Origin of the sequence: Polaribacter sargassicola, assembly GCF_021991835.1 — a bacterium.
In the GTDB taxonomy this organism is placed as follows: domain Bacteria; phylum Bacteroidota; class Bacteroidia; order Flavobacteriales; family Flavobacteriaceae; genus Polaribacter; species Polaribacter sargassicola.
On the sequence record NZ_JAHDAU010000007.1, the window covers coordinates 40,363 to 59,837 of the forward strand.

Here is a 19,475-nt window from a genome sequence, read left to right on the forward strand (position 1 = left end):
GTATTTTAATAAATGTTTTTTTATTGATTTTATGTAGTTTACAGATTTAAAATTATACAGGTTTGTATACATACAAACTTGTATAATTACTAGTAATCTATAAATTTAAAACATTAATAAAATGAAAAAACTATTTACTTTATGTCTAATTTTTATTTTAACCTCAGCATGCTATGCTCAAAATATTTTTAGTAAAGGATATTTTATAGATAGTACTGATAATAAAGTGGAATGCTTTATTAAAAACATTAATTATTCTAATGTTAATGATGATATAAAATATAGATTATCAGAAAAATCTAAAACAGAAACTACGAGTTTAAGCAGTATCAAAGAGATTGTATTATACGATTCCAATAAATTTATTAAAAGTACCGTTGATATTGGTCGATCTAATAAAATCAATGAAAACAATCGAGATTATATTTTTAACAAGGAAAAGCTATTTTTAAAAGTTCTAATTGAAGGTGAAGCAAGTCTTTATTCATATAACGAGAAAGGAATAGAAATCTTCTTTTTTAAGACTAACGATACAGAAATTAAACAATTAGTTTATAAGAAATACAAAAGTAAAAAGGGTAATACTGAAAGTGAAAATATCAAATATAAAAAACAGTTGTTTAATAGTTTAGTTTGTAAAACGATAACTTTTGATACAGCCATGAACTTACAGTATGAAAATAAATATTTAGTTGATTATTTTATAAAGTTTAATAAATGTAAAAACTCAAGCAATATTGTCTATTATAAAAAAGCCAAAATATTTAATATTAATTTAAGGCCAAGAGTAAGTAATGTATCATTAGTTTTAGACGAAACAGGAGGAGATATTAATCCAGAATCATTCGATTTCAGAAATGCTACTCTTTTTGGTGTAGGTATTGAAGCTGAAATTTTATTCTCTTTTTTGAATAGTAAATGGACCTTTTCTATTGAGCCTACATATCATCAATTTAATTCAGAATTAATAATTAACAATATTGAAAGTGTTAATGAAGTTGTTAATGTTGAATATAAATCGATTGAAATGCCATTAAGTTTAAGGCATTATTTTAATATCAATAAATCTTCAAAAATTTTCTTGAATACTTCTTTGGTTTTTGATTTCCCTTTAGCAAAAAGTAACATAGAGAGAAAGTTTGAAGTTTCTGAATCTAATGTTTCAATAGATGAATTCGAAATTTCAGGTTCTGCAAATTTTGCTTTTGGAGCAGGTTATAAGTTTAAAAACAGGTATAGTGTAGAAGCAAGGTATTATACAAATAGGAATGTTATAAACCATTTAATAAGTCATTCAACTTCTTATAAAATGTTTTCAATAATATTTGGATACACTATTTTTTAAAAGGTTTTATCTCGTCATTAAAGTTGATTGTTTTATTTTTAACTATAACCTAGAGTATCTTTTATAAGGAAATAAAAAGAGTGGTTAGACCTGTATTTTAAAATTAAGCTAACAGTTTTCAACCCAAGGGTTGATTATCTGAGTCTAAAAGTTGTTGGTCGAAATAATCATTCTTATTTTTAGTTAAAGATATAAGTTTATGTAAATTAATATTTAAACAACCATTATGAAAATAAATTTAAACAAACGTTCTCCATTATTGTTTTTAGTGTTTTTTTTAGTTTTTGCATTAAAGTTAACCGCTCAAAATCCGATTTTAAGTAAAAATGAGAATGGATTTGTTTATGCTGCAGATCCTGCTGCAGAAGTTTTTAATGGTAAGGTTTATGTATATTGTTCTAGAGATGTAGAAGATGCTGTTTCGTTTAAAACAATGCAAGATTATGTGGTTTTAGAATCATCAGATTTAAAAACATGGATTAACCATGGAGTAGTTTTAGAACCAAGGAAATATAGTTGGGCAAATGGTCAAATGAATGCACCCGATGTTGCTTATAAAAATGAGTGGTATTATTTTTATTTTCCATTTGATAAAACACATATTGGTGTATCAAAAAGTAAAACACCAATTGGTCCTTGGCAAGAAGCGGTTACAGAAAAAATAACTACAATATTTGATCCAACAGTTTTTGTAGACGATGATGGGCAAGCTTATATTTATGGAAATGATCATAAAGTAAATATTGGAGAAAAAGGAGCCCACATTATGGGGGCAAAGTTAAAAGATAATATGACTGAGCTTGATGGACCATGGATTCGGTTAAGTGAAGAAACCGTAAGTGAAGCTGTACATGTGTTTAAAAGAAATGGTATTTATTATTTTAGTGCAAGAGTTGGTCCTACAACAAAATATTGGATGGCCGATAATCCTTTACCACAATATGCAACTTTAAAAGGTAAATTAGCAGGAGATGCACCAAAAGCTCCAAACCATACTTCTGCAATAGAATTTAATAACGAATGGTATTTATTTTATCATAGAGGAGATGTAAATGATGGTTCTTTTCATAAAAGATCTGCTTGTTTTGATAAAATGACTTTTAGAGAAGATGGTACAATTATCCCTATTGAATATACATTAGCAAAAAAATAATTATGCTTAAACTAAAACAACAAAGGTTTCGTAATTCAATTGTTTATGTGTTTTTATGTTGCATAATATTTATTGTGAGTTGTAAAACAAAAAATATAATAAATAAAAATTCGAAATCTCCAGAAGGATTATCTATAGAATATATTAGAGAACCAGAAAGTGTTTTAATTGTTGATAAAAAACCTGAGTTTGCTTGGCAATTACCAAATACAGTTAAAAAACAATCTGCATATCAGTTAATTGTATCATCATCCGTAGATAATATAAAAGACTATAATGGCAATATCTGGAATTCTGGTAAAATATCAGAAAGTAAATCTATAGACATAGAATTTAAAGGCTTGCCATTAGAAGTTGGCAAAACCTATTTTTGGAGAGTAAAGATTTGGGATGAAAATAATAATGAAAGTAATTATTCAGAATATCAAAGTTTTAAAATAGGAACTCAAAAGAGTTTTATTACAAGTGCAAATAAATTTCAGATTGAAAAGGTAAATCCTGTAAAATTTGAAAAATTAAGTGATAATTCTTATTTCTTAGATTTCGGAAAAGATGCTTTTGCTACACTAGAGTTTAATTACAAAAGCAGTATAAAAGATACTTTAATTGTACATATTGGAGAACAACTTTTAAAGGGTAAAATCAATAGAAAACCAAAAGGTACCATTCGTTACCAAAAAATAAAAGTAGCTGTAAAACCAGAACAAAGTAGTTATTCAATTTCTATAAAACCAGACAAAAGAAATACAAAATCTATGGCAGTTAAATTGCCAGATTCTTTTCCTGTTATTATGCCTTTTAGATATGCAGAAATAGAAAATGTAAGTGAATTGTTACAAGCAAAAAATGTTTATCAAAAAGCATATTTTAGTTATTGGAATGATAATAGTAGTCATTTTAAAAGTTCTAATCCTGTTTTAAATCAAATTTGGGATTTTTGTAAATACTCTATTAAAGCCACAACATTTGCAGGTTTGTATGTAGATGGAGATAGAGAACGTATTCCTTATGAAGCCGATGCCTATTTAAATCAATTAAGCCATTACACAACAGATAATGAGTACGCTATGGCAAGACAAACCATAGAATATTTTATGGAGCAACCTACTTGGCCAACAGAATGGCAATTACATGTTGCTTTAATGTTTTATGCAGATTATATGTATACAGGCAATACAGAATTGATAGAAAAATATTACAATAAATTAAAACATAAAACTTTATATGAATTGGCAGATGAACAAGGTTTAATTACTTCAGAAAATATTACAGATGAGTTAATGTTAAAGCTTGGTTTTAAAGAAAATTATAATAAACTATTAACAGATATTGTAGATTGGCCTTCTGCTGGTTGGGGAGGAGATCCTAATAATTTAGGAGAACGAGATGGTTATGTATTTAAAAAATACAATACGGTAGTAAATGCTTTTTATTATCAGAATATGAAAATTATGACCGAGTTTGCTACGATTCTAAATAAACAAAAAGATATAGAAGATTTTAAATTAAGAGCAGAAAAATCTAAAAAAGCAATTCAAGAAGAATTGTTCGATGAAAAAAGAGGAATTTATATAGATGGAGTTGGTACAACTCACGCGTCTTTGCATGCTAATATGTTGCCTTTAGCTTTTAATTTGGTACCAGAAAAGCATAAAAAATCTGTAGTTAATTTTATAAAGTCTCGTGGTATGGCTTGTAGTGTATATGGTGCACAATATTTAATGGATGCTTTGTACAATGCAGAAGAAGCAGAATATGCTTTAGAATTAATTACGAGTAAAGGAGATAGAAGTTGGTATAATATGATGAGGGAAGGAGCAACTATAACAATGGAAGCTTGGGGCTATAAGTATAAAAATAATTTAGACTGGAACCATGCTTGGGGAGCTGTACCAGCAAATGCAATACCAAGAGGTATGTGGGGAATTACACCTAAAACTCCAGGATATAGTATTGCTACCATAAATCCTCAATTAGGAAGTTTAAAGACGAGTTCTATTATTGTACCAACTTTAAGAGGACAGATTAAAGCAGACTATATTTTAAAAGATGATAAAACAAAACGGTTTACCATTTTTATACCATCTAATATGAAGGCAGAATTTAAGGTAAAATCAACAGTAGGTATAAAAGTAAATAATACACTTTTAGTAGAAAATAGAAGTTCTATTATTTTAGAACCGGGTAATAATATTATAGAAATTTTTAATTAAAAAGATAAAATAAGAGATATGAATATTGTAAAATCCGTAAAAACAATGGTAGCATTTATTTTTGTTACTCTTATGTTTTTTGTTTCAAAATTAAACGCTCAAGAGAAAAAAGAAGTACCATTAATTTTAGATATGGTACATCATAACCCAGGTGAAACACCATACGATTCTAAATACAACAATCCCCAAGTGATTAAGGAAATGGGATACAACGGAAAAGTTTATTTTTTGTTTGAATCTCCTGCACTGGCTATTAATTGGGAGTCTGTAGGTACAGATATTTTACCTAAAGGAACCGAGGATCGTAAATGGGTAGATGATAAGGCTGCACAAATTAAAAAAATGCATGCAGCTTGTAAAGAAGAAAATATGGCAATTTATGCCATGTCTGATTTGGTTTTGTTTCCAAAAAGGTTGATTGAAAAATATAACATTCAAGATACTTTTGGAGACCCTAATAATGCACTAACAGAAAAATTAATTAGGGCACAAATAAATGAAATGTTTGATCAATTTCCAGATTTGGATGGTTTAGTGGTTCGTATTGGAGAAACTTATTTGCACGATGCTCCATATCATTTAGGAGCAATTAAGGATAAAAAAAATCCAGAAAAAACAATTATTCCTTTAATCAATATACTAAAACAAGAGATTTGTGAAAAAAGAGACAAGCAACTTATTTTTCGTACATGGGGAGCTTTTGATACTAATTTAGAAAATTATATGAAGGTAAGTAATGCTATAGAACCTCATAAAAACTTAATTATTAGTATTAAACATTGTGAGGGAGATTTCCATAGATCTAATGCATTTAGTAAAGTAATTGGTCAAGGACGTCATCGTCAAATTATCGAAGTACAATCAGCTCGTGAGTACGAAGGGAAAGGAGCATATCCTAATTATATTGCTAATGGTGTTATTGATGGATTTGAAGAGCATAATAGAATGCCAGAAGAAAGAATTAATAGCATTAAAGAATTTGTAAATACAAAACCAGAATTATATGCTGGTATTTGGACATGGTCTCGTGGAGGAGGTTGGGATGGACCTTATATTAAAGATGAATTATGGTGTGATTTAAATTCTTGGGTTATGGCACAATGGGGACAAAACACAGACCAAACCGAAGAATTTATTTTTAATAGATATGCAACAGAGCGTTTAGGTTTAAAAGGTAATGATATTGCCAAGTTTAGAAGGCTGTGTTTACTGTCTGCAGAAGCTGTAGTTAGAGGTAGAAATAGTACTTATAGAGATATGAATCCTTGGTGGACAAGAGACCAAGGTATTGCTTGGCCAATGGTTGTAAAAGGTAAGACAGAACAATTAAGAAACTTGGCACAAAAAGATGAATCAATAGCAAAATGGAAAACGATTGTTAAGATTGCTAAATCTATAGATTGGCCCAACGAAGAAACTAAAAATCATGCTATTGGTTCTTCGGAATATGGTTTAAGATTGTATCAAATATATAGAGCACTTGTGTATATGAAATATGCTGATGATAACGGAAATACTGCTGATGTTAAAAAATGGATTAAAGTATACGATAAAGCTTGGGCAGATTATAACAAATTAGCAAAAGAATATAGCACAATTGCAACTTTATATACAGAAGATTATAAGAGGCATATTGCTAATAATGCAGGTTTAAAAGTAAATAAGTTAAGAAAAGAAAAATAATAGTTTAGATTATTTGTTTGTAAGTGTTTTTTAAAAAATCAAGATTAAATTCTAATCTTGATTTTTTTTTGGGGTTAAAAACTACTGGTGTTTATATAGAACATCAATTCTTATCAAAATCTGAAAAGTAAAAAAGCCTTAAAATCATATGATTTTAAGGCTTTAATTTTTATTACTTAGTCGGGGTGGCAGGATTCGAACCTGCGACCTCCTCGTCCCAAACGAGGCGCGATGACCGGGCTACGCTACACCCCGAAAATGTAAAAATTTAGTGTAGTTTATCTCGAGCGAAGTCGAGAGGCTACATCCCGAAAATGATTGTTCATTTAAGGAGTGCAAATATAGAATAATATTTATATATTGTATTACTTTTTTTAATTAATTTTTAATGATATGAAACTTTGTATTTCTGTATTATTTTTTTTGATTTTAATGCCTTTGTCATTTTTTTGTCAAAATGATGAATATGAGTTAATTGTATCAGATTTAACAATTCCGTGGGGATTTACTTTTTTACCAGATAATTCTATGTTAATAACAGAAAAGGAAGGGAAATTGATTCATTTTAAAGAGGGTAAAAAGATAGAAATAGCTAATGTTCCAAAAGTTTATTACAGAGGACAAGGTGGTTTTTTAGATGTAGAATTGCATCCTAATTATAAAGAAAACGGATGGATTTATTTTACATACACATCATCAGAAGGAAAAGGTAATGGCGGAAATACTGCTCTAATGAGAGCTAAGTTAAAAAACAATCAATTAATTGATAAGCAAGTTTTGTACAAAGCAAGCCCTAATACAACAACAACTTATCATTTTGGATCTAGAATTACTTTTGATAAAGAAAACCATGTTTATTTTAGTATTGGAGATAGAGGAAACAGAGATGTTAATCCGCAAGATATAACTAAAGATTGTGGTAAAATTTATAGATTAAATGATGATGGAACCATACCAAAAGATAATCCTTTTGTAAATAATAAATATGCCAAAAAAGCTATTTATAGCTACGGACATAGAAATCCACAAGGAATGGAAATAAATCCATTTACTAACGAAATTTGGTCTCATGAACATGGACCAAAAGGAGGTGATGAAATAAATATTATTAAAAAAGGGAAAAACTATGGTTGGCCTAAAGCAAGTTTTGGTGTAAATTATAGTGGCACAAAATTTACAGATAAAACATCAATACCAGGTATGGAAAATCCAATTCATTATTGGACACCTTCTATAGCACCAAGCGGAATGGCTTTTATTAGCAGTGATAAATATGGTAAATGGAAAGGAAACTTACTAGTAGGTTCTTTAAAATTTCAGTATTTAAGTAGGTGTATTTTAAAAGATAATAAAGTTTTTAAAGAGGTAAAATTACTTAAAGATATTGGTAGAGTACGTTCTGTAGAACAAGGTTTAGACGGTTATATTTATATTGGTGTAGAAAATTTAGGAATTGTAAAATTATTACCAAAACAATAATTGTTACAAATAAAAGATTAGTACTATTTAGCAATTTTTTATTCCTATTTTCTGATAACAAAAATTTATAAACTTTAATACTTTAAAGTTGAAAAAAACAATATTTTTGTTACAAACAATTTTAGAAAAAATGTCAGATACTATAGAAAAAATAAAATGTTTAATAATTGGATCTGGACCTGCAGGTTATACAGCAGCAATTTATGCAGCAAGGGCAGATATGAAACCAGTTATGTATACAGGAATGCAAATGGGAGGTCAATTAACAACAACAACAGAAGTTGATAATTTTCCTGGTTATGCAGAAGGTACAGATGGTACTGCAATGATGACAGATTTACAAAAACAAGCAGAACGTTTTGGTACCGAAGTTCGTTTTGGTATGGTAACAAAAGTAGATTTAAGTAAAGAGGTTGGTGGTATTCATAAAATTATTGTTGATGAATCTAAAGAAATTGAAGCAGAAACAGTAATTATATCTACAGGTGCAACTGCAAAATATTTAGGATTAGAAAGCGAACAACGTTTAATAGGTGGTGGAGTTTCTGCTTGTGCAACTTGTGATGGTTTTTTCTATAAAGGACAAGATGTAATTGTTGTTGGAGCAGGAGATACAGCGGCAGAAGAAGCAACTTATTTGGCTAATATTTGTAAAAAAGTAACATTATTAGTTCGTAAAGATTATATGAGAGCTTCTAAGGCAATGCAACACAGAGTTAATAAAACTGAAAATATAGAAGTTTTATATAATACAGAAATAGATGAGGTTTTAGGAGATAATGTTGTAGAAGGTGTAAGAGCAATTAATAATAAAACCAAAGAAACTACAAACATACCTGTAACAGGTGTATTTATAGCAATTGGTCATAAACCAAATTCAGACTTATTTAAAGGTGTTTTAGATATGGATGAAACAGGATATTTAATTACTAAAGGTAAATCATCTAAAACTAATTTACCAGGAGTTTTTGCTGCTGGTGATATTCAAGATAAAGAATATAGACAAGCAGTTACAGCAGCTGGTTCTGGTTGTATGGCAGCTTTAGATGCAGAACGTTATTTGGGCGCTTTAGAATAATTTTTTGATTATAATATTGTTAAAAAAAGAGATTACATTTATGTAATCTCTTTTTTTTTGAATAAAAATTTACAGATATGATATTCATCATAATTTAAAATTACTAAATTATTGACATTTGTAGCATAATTAAAATATTATAAATATGTTTTATCAGAAAAGAAAGAATATTGCAATTTTGGGAGTCTTTGCAATGTTTTTATTTACTTCAAGTAAATTTTACTCTCAAGAATATAATGTAGATACTAAAAATTCTTCATTATTAGTATATGGTACTTCAAACATCCATGACTGGGAAATTGAAACTGAAAATCAAACAGGAGTTATCTCTATAGAAACTGCTGATGAATTTCAAATTAAAAAACTCAATTTTACAGTTGAAGCAGAAAGTTTAAAAAGTGGAAAAAGCGGAATGGATAAAAACACTTACAAAGCTTTAAACACAAAAGAATTTAAAACTATTAAGTTTCAATTTGTAAAATCAGAAAAAATTACAGATTTAAAAGATGGAAATTTTAAAATTAAAGCAAAAGGAAATTTAACAATTGCAGGTGTTACAAAAGAAATTTCATTAGATTTTAATTTAAATGTAAATGGAGAAACTATAAAACTTGTAGGAGAAAAATCAATAAAAATGACAGATTATAAAGTAGATCCTCCAACAGCATTGTTAGGTACCATAAAAACTGGCGATACGGTAACAATTAAATTCAATACAATTTTAAACTAATTAGAAACTATATAAATACAAAAAGGATATGAAAACAATATTAAAAAGAACATTAATAGTAGCGTTAACCCTGGCGGGGATGGGGATTTTTGCTCAACAAGATAGAGATTTAGACAATTTTAGATATACAGATAAAAGAGGTATAAGTGTTTTTGAAACACCAAAAACAACAACTACTACTTTTGATGGATTAAAAGTAAGACTTGGTGGTTCTTTTGCTCTTCAATTTCAAGGAATAAGCCACGAAAATTCAGATTTATCTGGTATAGAATTACAAGCAATCGGATCTAATTTTAATTTAGCAACTGCAAATTTAGATATAGATGTAGCTTTGTATGATGGTGTTAATATGCATTTAAGAACTTTTTTATCTTCTCGTCATCATAATGAAACTTATGTAAAAGGTGGATATTTACAAGTAGATAAGTTAGATTTTGTAAAAGAAGGTTTTATGGAAGATTTTATGCAGTATGCTACAATTAGAGTTGGACACATGGAAAACAACTATGGAGATGCTCATTTTAGAAGAAGTGATAATGCACAAACAGTTCACAACCCTTTTGTAGGAAATTTAATTATGGATTCTTACACAACAGAAGTAGGTGCAGAGTTACTTTTAAGAAAAAATGGTTTTTTAGGAATGGTAGGTGTTACAAATGGTAAATTAAACCAATCTGTAGAAAAATCTGCTATCGGAGATGAGCCTGCAGAAGATGGTAAAAGTGGTGGAGCTTCTTTTTTGGCTAAACTAGGATATGATAAACAAATTAATGAAGATTTAAGAGTAAGATTTACAGGATCTATGTATAATACAGGTTATGTGCCAAATTCTTACTTGTATTCTGCAGACAGAGCTGGTTCTAGATATTATGGAGTTATGATTGCAGAGTCTGCAACTTCTGATAATTTTAGATCAGGTAGATACAATCCTAATTTAAAAAACAGTATTACCGCAATAATGTTTAACCCATTTGTAAAATACAAAGGATTAGAGTTTTTTGGAACAATTGAAACAGCTTCTGGTAAAGCAACAGCAGAGGTAGATGATAGAACAGCAAATCAATTTGCAGGAGAACTTTTATACAGATTTGGTAAAAATGAAAACTTATACATTGGTGGACGTTATAATACTGTAGATTCTGAAGAAATGACAGGAGAAGACATTACTATAAAAAGATCTCAATTAGTTGCAGGTTGGTTCATGACAAAAAACATTTTAATGAAAATGGAATATGTAAACCAAAAATATGAAGGTTTTGCAACAACAAGTACTTTAAACGATGGTAAATTTAACGGAGTTATATTAGAAGCAGCAATTAGTTTTTAATACAGTAAAATAGTAAATTTGCTAGTATTTTAGTAAAATAAACCTCTTATAAGTTAAAAATAAGAGGTTTATTTATTTAAAAAAGTTATATTGTATAAAAAGAAAAACTATGAAAAAAATATTTGTTTTAATAATAGTTTTGTTAACCTTATTTTCCTTTACTAAAAGAAATCTGTTAAAAAAAGATACAGTTATAAAGATTGGTAAAGAAAGTAAGTTAGAAATTATTGGTACCACTAATTTAAATAAATTTAATTGTAATTTTAATTTCTTAGATTTTGATAAAACGATTCCTTTATCTTTTCAAACAAAGGATAATAAGATTTATTTTAAAGATGCTATTTTAAAATTAAAAAACTCTTGTTTTGATTGTGGAAATAAAATGATGAATAAAGATTTTTATAAATTATTAAAATCAGAAAAATTTCCTCAAATATTATTAAATTTAAAAGAAGTAGAAAAAAAAGAAACTACTACAGAGGCTTTAGTAGAAATGACAATTGCAGGTGTCTCTAAAACCTATAAAATTCCGGTAATTACAGAAAATGATAATACAGAGCTTTTAGTTTCTGGAAAATTAAATTTAAATATAGAAGATTATCATTTAGAAGCACCAAAAAAAATGTTAGGTTTAGTTGTTGTTTCAGAAATGATAAATATTCATTTTAATTTAATTTTAAAAGAAAGCTAAATATAAAATAAAAGAGATTACAATATTGTAATCTCTTTTTTATAAGTAGTTTAACCAAGTAGTAAATATTACTAAGCTGTAGTAGATGCTTTCATAGATTTTCTGTAAATAAAAGAATTAAAAATATTTCTTTTACCAAAATTATTCATAGATCTAGCATTTATAAATTTTCCGAAAAGTATTTTACTTACTCCAAAATATTCATATTTATTACCATCTGTAAAAGTAACTTCTAAAAGCATTCCTTTGTGATGCCAATCTGCTACTTGAAATTCTGTTATTGTTTTTTTGTAAGCTTCTAAATTAGCTTCTTTAGTTTCAGGAGCAATACTTACCAAAAAATGATAACCATCTATAATTTCTGTACTTTTTATTTCTGCTAACTCTTTTTCTGCTTCGTCTTGAAACTTATCAGGATGCCATTCTTTAACTAAATTTCTATAAGATTTTTTCAACTCTTTTAAATCGATAGCTCCTTCTACGTTAAAAAGTTTTTTATATTGTTTAATACGTTTCATTTTATTATTTTCAAATTGCGTGCAAAACTACTGATATTTAATTGATTAAAATATATTTTTTATAGGTAAAAAACGTTAAATATTTATTGTAGATAAGTATCGTAATTTTCTATTGATTTAATAATTAATTCTACAGCTTTTATATAAAATTCTTGATTAATATTGTTAAAAGTATCTGTTGCTTTGTGATAATCTTTATGATCTTCTACACCAAAGTAAATAAACGGAATACCTTCTTTATGAAAAACTCTATGATCAGAAGAATTTGTCCAATCATCTTTTGTTTTATCATTAGGATTATCGTGTCCGAATAACAAAGTAATAGGAGATTCTATGTTTTCTAAAGGTTTTTTTAATTGCGGATAATGATAAAGTCCGGAAGCATATAATTGTAAAGAATCATTGTGTGCAATCATATCCATATTAATATTTAGTACAATATTCTCTTTTTGTTTATAGTTTTTTAACCAATAATTTGCACCTAAAGAGCCAATTTCTTCGGCATCTACAGCAGCAAAAATTAAAGTATGTTTTGTAGGGTTCTTTTTAAAGTAATCTGCAATTGCAAATAACGCAGCAGTACCAGAAGCATCATCATCTGCACCGTTATAAATTAATCCTTTTCTTATACCTAAATGATCTAAATGACCTGTAATAACAAAACTTTTTTCTATTTTTCCAGAAATTTTTCCTATCACATTACCACCAATAGCGGTAGTATCTGGTATAATTGTATCTGTTTTTTTTAATCCTTTTATAGGAAACATTCTTAATCTTTTTTTACCAGAAAATGTATACGGAAATTTTTGAATAAATTCTTCTCCATCCATTTTTTCTAAACCAATTTTTTCAAATTGATTTGCTATAAATTTTTGAGCTTTATAATTCCCTTCTTTAGAGAAACCTCTACCTTCTAAAGAATCATGAGATAATATTTTGATACTTTCTAAAAGAATTTTATCATCAATTTTTATTGTCTTTTTAGAATTACAACTAATTGATATTAAAATTATTGATAGGAGAAATAGAATCTTAATTTTCATACTATTTGTTTTTTACTAAATTAAACTTTTTTATTTAATTCAGTTCTATTACATAATTTTAAACATAAAAAACCATCTATTATAGATGGTTTTTTGTAGTTAAATTTCAATATTATTTTGATTATCTATAAAATGTGATAATACTTTTAAAGTGAAAAAATTAAATAGACATCAAAATATTTTTAGAAACAGTATTTATTTTCTGCTTTTACTTTTTCTGCAATTTCGTTACGTAAATCTACAATATCAGGGTAATTAACATATTTAGTAAAACGCTTTAATCCCATTAATAACATACGTTGTTCATCGCCTTCGGCAAAAGAAATGATACTTTCTTTTCCTTTTTCTTCAATAATATCTACTGCGTGATATAAATATAATTTAGACATTGCAATTTGTACAGATTGTGCATCTTTACCAAAATGTTTGGCATTTTTTTCTGTTCTTAAAATTGCAGATTCTGCCATATAAATTTCAATTAAAATATCTGCGGCAGCAATTAGTAATTGTTGATGTTGTTCTAATTCTGTACCAAATTTTTGAATTGCAGCACCAGCTACCATTAAAAAGGTTTTTTTCATTTTAGAAATCATCACTTTTTCTTCAGAAAATAATTCAGAAAAATCTGGTGTTTCAAAAGAAGGAATTCCCATTAAATCTTCTTGTACTTGCATTGCTGGCCCTAATAGATCTAGATGACCTTTCATAGCCTTTTTTACTAACATACCAACAGAAAGCATTCTGTTAATCTCATTAGTTCCTTCGTAAATACGCGCAATTCTAGCATCTCTCCAAGCAGATTCCATAGGTGTTTCTTCAGAAAAGCCCATTCCACCAAAAATTTGAATTCCTTCATCAGCACAATTTTGCACATCTTCAGAAACTGCTACTTTTAAAATAGAACATTCTATAGCATATTCTTCTACACCTTTTAATTCTGCTTCTTGGTGTGTGTTACCTGCTTCTACTCTTAATGCAATTCTATCTTCTATGTTTTTAGAAGCTCTATAAGTAGCAGATTCACCTACATAAGCGTTCGTCGCCATTTCTGCTAATTTAACTTTAATTGCACCAAAATCTGAAATCGGTGTTTTAAATTGTTTACGTTCATTAGCATATTTTACAGCATAAGTTACAATTCTTCTTTCAGAATCTAAACAAGCAGCGGCTAATTTTATGCGCCCTACATTTAAAGCATTCATGGCAATTTTAAAACCTTCACCACGGTTTGCCAACATATTTTCTACGGGTACAATTGTATCATTAAAAAATACTTGTCTAGTAGAAGAAGCTTTAATACCTAATTTATGTTCTTCTTCACCTAAAGTAATTCCGTTTGGGTTTTCTTTGTCATATTCTACAATAAAACCGGTAATATTTTTATCATCTTCTATACGTGCAAAAACAATCATTAAACGACAAAAACCTGCATTAGAAATCCACATTTTTTGTCCGTTAATTTTGTATGATTTTCCATCTGCAGACAACTCTGCAGTTGTTTTACCAGAATTTGCATCAGAACCAGCACCAGGTTCTGTTAAACAATAAGCGCCAAACCATTCTCCTGTAGCTAATTTTGGTACATATTTTTGTTTTTGTTCTTCTGTACCGTACAAAGTAATTGGCATGGTACCAATACCTGTATGAGCCCCAAAAGCGGTACTAAAAGATCCAGTACCAGAAGAAATATAATCGCAAGTTAAAACAGTAGAAACAAATCCCATTCCTAAACCATCATAAGCTTCAGGAACCGCAACTCCTAAAAAACCTAGCTCACCTGCTTTACGCATTACTTCTTCTGTAAGTGCATAATCTTTTGCTTCAAAACGAGCTTTGTGCGGTATAATTTCTCGGTCATTAAATTCTGTTACCGCTTCTTTCATCATTTGTTGCTCCTCAGAAAAATCTTCTGGAGTAAATATATCTTCACAGTTTGTTTCCTTAATAAGGAATTGTCCACCTCTTAATAAATCTGCCATTTTAGTTAATTGTTTAATTTGTTATTAATTAAGGAATTCAAATACACCAGCTGCACCTTGTCCTGTACCCACACACATGGTTACCATTCCATATTTATTTTTCATATTGCGTTTACGCATTTCATCAAATAATTGCACAGATAATTTTGCACCTGTACAACCTAAAGGATGTCCTAATGCAATAGCACCTCCATTTACATTTACAATTTCTTGATTTAAGTTTAGTTCTCTTATTACTGCTAAAGATTGAGAGGCAAAAGCTTCGTTTAATTCAATTAAATCAATATCGTTTTGTTGCAAACCTGCTTGTTTTAAAACTTTTGGTATTGCTGCAACAGGACCAATACCCATAATTCTTGGCTCTACACCAGCAGCAGCGTAATTTACTACTCTTGCAATTGGTTCTATATTTAATTCTTTAACCATTTCTTCGCTCATAACCATTACAAAAGCTGCCCCGTCACTCATTTGAGATGAGTTACCTGCAGTTACGCTTCCGCCAGCAGCAAAAACCGGACGTAATTTATTTAATACAGCTACAGAAGTTCCTGCTCTTGGACCTTCATCTTTGGTTACGGTATATTTTTTTGTTGCTTTTTTTCCGTTTTCATCTAAATAGGTTTGTTCTACTTCAATAGGAACAATTTGGTCTTGAAAACGATTTTCTGCTTGTGCTTTTAAAGCTTTCATGTGAGAATTAAAAGCAAATTCATCTTGGTCTTCTCTAGAAACTTTAAATTGATTGGCTACTGCTTCTGCAGTATTTCCCATTCCCCAATAATAATCTGCATGACCAGATTTTATAGTGTCGTAATTTAATTCTGGTTTAAAACCTGTCATTGGTACAGAACTCATACTTTCTGCTCCACCGGCAATAATACAATCTGCCATTCCAGAACTAATTTTGGCTGCTGCCATTGCTATTGTTTCTAATCCCGAAGAGCAAAACCTGTTTACAGTAACACCAGGTACATCTACAGAATTTAAACCTATTAAAGAAATAAATCTTGCCATGTTTAATCCTTGTGATCCTTCTGGCATTGCGTTACCAACAATAACATCGTCTATACGTTTTACGTCTAAATTAGGTAACTCTTTCATCATGTGTTGGATAGTTTCTGCTCCCAACTCGTCTGCACGTTTAAAGCGAAAAACACCTTTTGGGGCTTTTGCTACTGCAGTTCTATATGCTTTTACTATATATGCTGTTTTCATTTTTTTAAGATTTTTAGATAATTTGATTTTAAGATTTTTGGAAGCCTATAATTATAGAAATCCAGTTTTCTAAGAATCTAATTACGAAGTGGTTTACCTGTTTTTAACATGTGTTGAATTCTTTCTAGCGTTTTACGCTCTGTACAAAGAGATAAAAATGCTTCTCTTTCTAAATCTAACAGATATTGTTCTGTTACCAATGTTGGTTCAGATAAATCTCCACCAGCCATAACATTAGCTAATTTATTGGCTATTTTCATATCATGTTCAGAAATGTATTTAGAGTGTTCCATAGAGTCTGTACCAACTAAAAACATACCTAAAGCTTGTTTTCCTAAAACTTTTACATCTTTACGTTTAACAGGTTGTGTGTAACCACTTTCTGCCATTAATTTAGCATGTGCTTTAGCAGTCGCAATTTGTCTGTCTTTATTAACAACAACTACATCTTTTCCTTTTTGAAGTAAACCTAAATCAAAAGCTTCATAAGCAGAAGTAGATACTTTTGCCATACCAATAGTTAAGAAATATTCTTGTAAAACGTTTAATTCTACATCTCCTTTACTAAAAGAATCTGATGCTCTTAAAGCCATTTCTTTAGATCCACCACCACCAGGAATAACACCAACTCCAAACTCAACCAATCCCATATAGGTTTCTGCAGCAGCTACAACTTTGTCTGCATGTAAAGATAACTCACAACCACCACCTAAAGCCATTCCGTGCGGAGCAGAAATAGTAGGTATAGATGAGTAACGCATACGCATCATGGTGTCTTGAAAGTGTTTAATAGCATAATTTAATTCATCATATTCTTGCTCAACAGCCATCATAAAAATCATACCAATATTTGCACCTACAGAAAAGTTTGCAGCTTGGTTACCAATAACTAAACCTTGAAAATCTTTTTCTGCTAAATCAATACCTTTATTAATTCCGGCTAAAACATCTCCACCAATTGTATTCATTTTAGATTGAAATTCTACATTTAAAATTCCGTCTCCTATATCTTCTATTACAACACCAGAATTTTTAAATACTTCGTTTGATTTTCTGATGTTATCTAAAATTATAAATGATTCTTGACCAGGTTTTTTTGTTGGAGATTTAGAGGTAATATCATAAAAGTAAGTTGCACCTTCTTTAACAGAGTAAAAAGATGAAACACCACTAGTTAACATTTCTGTTACCCAAGTTGCAGGTTCTAAACCTTCGGCTTTCATTAATTCAATTCCTTTTTCTACACCAACAGCATCCCAAATTTCAAAAGGTCCATTTTCCCAACCAAAACCAGCTTTCATTGCATCATCAATCTTGTATAGTTCGTCAGAAATTTCTGGAATTCTATTTTGTACGTATGCGAACATTGCGGCAAAGTTTTTTCTATAAAACTCACCAGCTTTATCCTTACCACCAACTAAAATTTTAAAACGGTCAATTGGCTTATCAATCGTTTTCGTAAGTTCTAATGTTGCGAATTTTGCACGTTTATTAGCACGATATTCTAAAGTATTTAAATCTAAAGTTAAGATTTCGCTTTTACCAGCTTCATTTTTAATTTTTTTGTAAAAACCTTGTCCTGTTTTGCTTCCTAACCATTTGTTTTCCATCATTGTGTTAATGAAATCTGGTAGTTTAAAAAGCTTATGAGCTTCATCATTAGGGCAGTTTTCATAAATACCATTAGCAACATGTACCAAAGTATCTAAACCAACTACATCTACAGTTCTAAAAGTTGCAGATTTAGGACGTCCAATTACAGGACCCGTTAATTTATCAACTTCTTCTACAGTTAATCCTAATTCTTTTACTTGGTGAAATAAAGATTGGATTCCGAAAATACCAATTCTATTACCAATAAATGCAGGAGTATCTTTTGCTAAAACCGATGTTTTACCTAAAAATTTTTCACCATACATCATTAAGAAATCTGTAACCTCTTGTTTACAATCTGGACCAGGAACAACCTCGAAAAGTTTTAAATATCTTGGTGGATTAAAAAAGTGAGTAACGGCAAAGTGCTTTTGAAAATCTTCACTTCTTCCTTCATTCATAAATTTAATAGGAATACCAGAAGTATTAGAAGAAATAATAGTACCAGGAGTTCTATATTTTTCTAATTTTTCAAAAACTATTTTTTTAATATCTAGTCGTTCTACAACAACTTCCATAATCCAATCTACATCAGCAACTTTTGCAATATCATCTTCTAAATTACCAGTGGTAATTCTGTTTGCAAATTTTTGATTATAAATTGGCGAAGGTTTAGATTTTAAAGAAGCTGCAAGTGCATCATTTACCAAACGATTTCTTACTGCTTTATCTTTTAAAGTTAAACCTTTTGCAACTTCTTTGTCGTTTAATTCTCTTGGAACAATGTCCAACAATAGAACTTCTACACCAATGTTTGCGAAATGACATGCAATTCCGCTTCCCATAATTCCGGAGCCAACTATTGCTACTTTTTTAATTCTTCTAATCATTAGTTAATTTGTTTTTTACTGTTTTATTACTAACAGTGCCATAAATATGCCTATCAGCAATTAATTTGTTAATTGTAGATGTAACTTTAAAAAAGCCTGCTAACTCTTCTTCAGAAACATTTTCTTTTACAATTTCATTAAATTGTATAACATAAGCTTTAGAAACTTTACGTTTTTCTATGCCATAATCGGTCAGTTTAATTAAAACACTTCTACCATCTTTTGGGTTTTTTTCTCTAGAAATAACACCTTTGTCTTCCATGTTTTTTAAAATTCTAGACAGACTTGTAGGTTCCATTCCCATTAAAGGACCCAATGCTGTAGAGGGTGTTCCGTTTTGTTTATCAATATTTAATAAAACAAAAGCAGTTGCCATTGTTGTATTATATTTTGTGGCTTGTTCATTATACATCTTTGCAACGGCTTGCCATGTTGCTCTTAATTGATGGTCTATAGATATTTCTTTGCTCATTACATCAAATATATAAAATTTTTACTATGCACGCATAGTAAAATACAAAAAAGTTATGCGTGCATA

15 protein-coding genes and 1 tRNA gene are annotated in these 19,475 nt (G+C 29.3%); 9 read left to right on the forward strand and 7 right to left on the reverse strand.

What is annotated here, in order from left to right; genetic code table 11:
* The first annotated feature begins 121 nt into the window (after positions 1 to 121).
* The 4 genes from KI686_RS11920 to KI686_RS11935 all read left to right on the forward strand — a co-directional run bounded on the left by KI686_RS11920 (position 122) and on the right by KI686_RS11935 (position 6,394).
* Positions 122 to 1,345 carry a porin family protein gene (locus KI686_RS11920; RefSeq protein ID WP_237589547.1) on the forward strand — a complete coding sequence of 408 codons (1,224 nt, stop codon included), beginning with the start codon at positions 122 to 124 and terminating at the stop codon, positions 1,343 to 1,345.
* A gap of 226 nt (positions 1,346 to 1,571) precedes the next feature.
* Positions 1,572 to 2,498 (forward strand): family 43 glycosylhydrolase, encoded by a 927-nt coding sequence (locus KI686_RS11925; protein WP_237589548.1) that lies wholly within the window; start codon positions 1,572 to 1,574, stop codon positions 2,496 to 2,498.
* Between the two features lie 74 nt (positions 2,499 to 2,572).
* On the forward strand, positions 2,573 to 4,711 hold the full coding sequence (locus KI686_RS11930) for an alpha-L-rhamnosidase-related protein (RefSeq protein WP_237589549.1): 2,139 nt from the start codon (positions 2,573 to 2,575) through the stop codon (positions 4,709 to 4,711).
* A gap of 18 nt (positions 4,712 to 4,729) precedes the next feature.
* On the forward strand, positions 4,730 to 6,394 hold the full coding sequence (locus KI686_RS11935) for a hypothetical protein (RefSeq protein ID WP_237589550.1): 1,665 nt from the start codon (positions 4,730 to 4,732) through the stop codon (positions 6,392 to 6,394).
* Between the two features lie 180 nt (positions 6,395 to 6,574).
* Here the strand turns inward: KI686_RS11935 and KI686_RS11940 are convergent.
* Positions 6,575 to 6,649 (reverse strand) — tRNA-Pro (locus tag KI686_RS11940).
* 138 nt (positions 6,650 to 6,787) lie between these two features.
* On the opposite strand from KI686_RS11940, the gene KI686_RS11945 reads away from it, so the two are divergent.
* From KI686_RS11945 to KI686_RS11965, 5 genes are all read left to right on the forward strand, one after another.
* Complete coding sequence (locus KI686_RS11945) at positions 6,788 to 7,873, forward strand: PQQ-dependent sugar dehydrogenase (protein WP_237589551.1); 1,086 nt, start codon at positions 6,788 to 6,790, stop codon at positions 7,871 to 7,873.
* A 130-nt stretch (positions 7,874 to 8,003) separates the two neighbouring features.
* Positions 8,004 to 8,951: a thioredoxin-disulfide reductase gene (trxB, locus tag KI686_RS11950; protein ID WP_237589702.1), complete on the forward strand. Its 948-nt coding sequence runs from the start codon at positions 8,004 to 8,006 to the stop codon at positions 8,949 to 8,951.
* A gap of 145 nt (positions 8,952 to 9,096) precedes the next feature.
* Positions 9,097 to 9,681, forward strand: a complete 585-nt coding sequence (locus KI686_RS11955) for a YceI family protein (RefSeq protein ID WP_237589552.1) — start codon at positions 9,097 to 9,099, stop codon at positions 9,679 to 9,681.
* Between the two features lie 28 nt (positions 9,682 to 9,709).
* A complete protein-coding gene (locus tag KI686_RS11960; RefSeq protein ID WP_237589553.1) occupies positions 9,710 to 11,008 on the forward strand; it encodes a hypothetical protein in 1,299 nt (432 codons plus the stop codon).
* Positions 11,009 to 11,117: 109 nt separating this feature from the next.
* Positions 11,118 to 11,699 carry a YceI family protein gene (locus KI686_RS11965; protein ID WP_237589554.1) on the forward strand — a complete coding sequence of 194 codons (582 nt, stop codon included), beginning with the start codon at positions 11,118 to 11,120 and terminating at the stop codon, positions 11,697 to 11,699.
* 71 nt (positions 11,700 to 11,770) lie between these two features.
* Here KI686_RS11965 and KI686_RS11970 read toward each other — a convergent pair whose 3' ends face one another.
* The 6 genes from KI686_RS11970 to KI686_RS11995 form a co-directional block, all read right to left on the reverse strand.
* Positions 11,771 to 12,217, reverse strand: coding sequence for a KTSC domain-containing protein (locus tag KI686_RS11970; RefSeq protein WP_237589555.1), 447 nt, complete (start codon positions 12,215 to 12,217; stop codon positions 11,771 to 11,773).
* Positions 12,218 to 12,300: 83 nt separating this feature from the next.
* A complete protein-coding gene (locus KI686_RS11975; protein WP_237589556.1) occupies positions 12,301 to 13,260 on the reverse strand; it encodes a M28 family peptidase in 960 nt (319 codons plus the stop codon).
* A 182-nt stretch (positions 13,261 to 13,442) separates the two neighbouring features.
* Positions 13,443 to 15,239, reverse strand: a complete 1,797-nt coding sequence (locus tag KI686_RS11980; protein ID WP_237589557.1) for an acyl-CoA dehydrogenase FadE — start codon at positions 15,237 to 15,239, stop codon at positions 13,443 to 13,445.
* A 24-nt stretch (positions 15,240 to 15,263) separates the two neighbouring features.
* Positions 15,264 to 16,454: an acetyl-CoA C-acyltransferase gene (locus tag KI686_RS11985; RefSeq protein WP_237589558.1), complete on the reverse strand. Its 1,191-nt coding sequence runs from the start codon at positions 16,452 to 16,454 to the stop codon at positions 15,264 to 15,266.
* 77 nt (positions 16,455 to 16,531) lie between these two features.
* Positions 16,532 to 18,937, reverse strand: a complete 2,406-nt coding sequence (locus KI686_RS11990) for a 3-hydroxyacyl-CoA dehydrogenase/enoyl-CoA hydratase family protein (RefSeq protein ID WP_237589559.1) — start codon at positions 18,935 to 18,937, stop codon at positions 16,532 to 16,534.
* Positions 18,930 to 19,409, reverse strand: coding sequence for a MarR family winged helix-turn-helix transcriptional regulator (locus KI686_RS11995; RefSeq protein ID WP_237589560.1), 480 nt, complete (start codon positions 19,407 to 19,409; stop codon positions 18,930 to 18,932). The genes KI686_RS11990 and KI686_RS11995 overlap by 8 nt, the downstream gene beginning before the upstream one ends.
* Positions 19,410 to 19,475 lie beyond the last annotated feature (66 nt).

What these genes read in the sequence shown, in the direction of transcription:
- KI686_RS11985 (WP_237589558.1), bottom strand. Translation starts at nt 16,454, where the DNA reads ATGAAAACAGCATATATAGTAAAAGCATATAGAACTGCAGTAGCAAAA.
- KI686_RS11975 (WP_237589556.1), bottom strand. Translation starts at nt 13,260, where the DNA reads ATGAAAATTAAGATTCTATTTCTCCTATCAATAATTTTAATATCAATT.
- KI686_RS11935 (WP_237589550.1), top strand. Translation starts at nt 4,730, where the DNA reads ATGAATATTGTAAAATCCGTAAAAACAATGGTAGCATTTATTTTTGTT.
- KI686_RS11980 (WP_237589557.1), bottom strand. Translation starts at nt 15,239, where the DNA reads ATGGCAGATTTATTAAGAGGTGGACAATTCCTTATTAAGGAAACAAAC.
- KI686_RS11955 (WP_237589552.1), top strand. Translation starts at nt 9,097, where the DNA reads ATGTTTTATCAGAAAAGAAAGAATATTGCAATTTTGGGAGTCTTTGCA.
- KI686_RS11995 (WP_237589560.1), bottom strand. Translation starts at nt 19,409, where the DNA reads ATGAGCAAAGAAATATCTATAGACCATCAATTAAGAGCAACATGGCAA.
- KI686_RS11965 (WP_237589554.1), top strand. Translation starts at nt 11,118, where the DNA reads ATGAAAAAAATATTTGTTTTAATAATAGTTTTGTTAACCTTATTTTCC.
- KI686_RS11990 (WP_237589559.1), bottom strand. Translation starts at nt 18,937, where the DNA reads ATGATTAGAAGAATTAAAAAAGTAGCAATAGTTGGCTCCGGAATTATG.
- trxB (WP_237589702.1), top strand. Translation starts at nt 8,004, where the DNA reads ATGTCAGATACTATAGAAAAAATAAAATGTTTAATAATTGGATCTGGA.
- KI686_RS11970 (WP_237589555.1), bottom strand. Translation starts at nt 12,217, where the DNA reads ATGAAACGTATTAAACAATATAAAAAACTTTTTAACGTAGAAGGAGCT.
- KI686_RS11920 (WP_237589547.1), top strand. Translation starts at nt 122, where the DNA reads ATGAAAAAACTATTTACTTTATGTCTAATTTTTATTTTAACCTCAGCA.
- KI686_RS11925 (WP_237589548.1), top strand. Translation starts at nt 1,572, where the DNA reads ATGAAAATAAATTTAAACAAACGTTCTCCATTATTGTTTTTAGTGTTT.
- KI686_RS11960 (WP_237589553.1), top strand. Translation starts at nt 9,710, where the DNA reads ATGAAAACAATATTAAAAAGAACATTAATAGTAGCGTTAACCCTGGCG.
- KI686_RS11945 (WP_237589551.1), top strand. Translation starts at nt 6,788, where the DNA reads ATGAAACTTTGTATTTCTGTATTATTTTTTTTGATTTTAATGCCTTTG.